Below are 1,109 nucleotides of genomic sequence, written 5' to 3' on the forward strand. Positions count from 1 at the left end.
TACGGCTAAAAGACCGCTCAAATATTTTGTATATTCAGGAGGGGTAACTGAACAGAATCTCGCTTCTTCACAAGATCAATTACTTACAAAATTAAAAGAATGCGGCTTTAACATTAATGAAGTATCTAAACTTGCGAGTTCTGAAGAAGAAATTTTCGCCTTTTACGAATATCTCAAAACCAATAGAGAAAATTTACCTTATGAAATTGATGGAGTAGTATATAAGCTAAATGATTTTGCACTGCAAAATAGAATGGGCTTTATTGCACGAAGTCCACGCTTTGCTACCGCTCATAAATTTCCTGCAATAATAGGACAAACAAAGTTACTTTCTATTACTGTACAGGTCGGTAGAACTGGTACGTTAACGCCGGTAGCCGAACTTGAACCCATAGAAATAGGCGGGGTAACTGTTAGCAGAGCAACATTACATAATTTCCAAGAAATTGCACGAAAAGATGTGCGGATTAAGGATTATGTATTCCTGCAACGTGCTGGTGACGTTATTCCTAAAATCATGGGAGTTGATTTTGATAAACGTCCTAATGATACAGCAACGTTTGATACTCCTTTATTTTGTCTGTCATGCAATTCTAAGTTGTATTATATGCCTGAAGATATTATTATACGCTGTGATAATGGCCTTAACTGCCCTGCTCAGAATTATGAGCGTATCCGTCATTTTGTATCGAAAAATGCTATGGATATTGAAGGGCTTGGGCGTAAGCAAGTTGAGTTTTTAATAGATAAGGGATTGATTAGTAATCCTTTAGATATTTTCTTTTTAAAAGAAAAAAATGACTCTAGCTTAGCAAAACTTGAAAATATGGATGGATGGGGTAAAAAATCAGTAGAAAATCTTTTTAAAAATATAGAAAAATCAAAAAACGTTAGTTTGCCAAGATTTATATATGCATTAGGCATAAGGCATATCGGTGAACAAAATGCTAAATTGCTTGCTAGAGAATTTGGCAGCTATAATAATTTTATAGCTCAAATGGAATTGCTTAGAACAAATGAGCCTGATATTTATCAAAAACTAAACAATTTAGAAGGAATCGGTGATAAGATTTTAGTAGATATTATTGATTTTTTGGATGTTAAAGAAA

Annotated in this window: 1 protein-coding gene; it reads left to right on the forward strand. The window is 33.5% G+C overall.

What is annotated here, in order from left to right; all coding sequences use genetic code 11:
- A partial coding sequence (ligA, locus tag O6R16_RS07850) for an NAD-dependent DNA ligase LigA (protein WP_499680694.1) occupies positions 1-1,109 on the forward strand: 1,109 nt, incomplete at both ends.

The sequence above is a fragment of the Candidatus Rickettsia tasmaniensis genome (assembly GCF_036857515.1).
GTDB lineage: Bacteria > Pseudomonadota > Alphaproteobacteria > Rickettsiales > Rickettsiaceae > Rickettsia > Rickettsia rickettsii.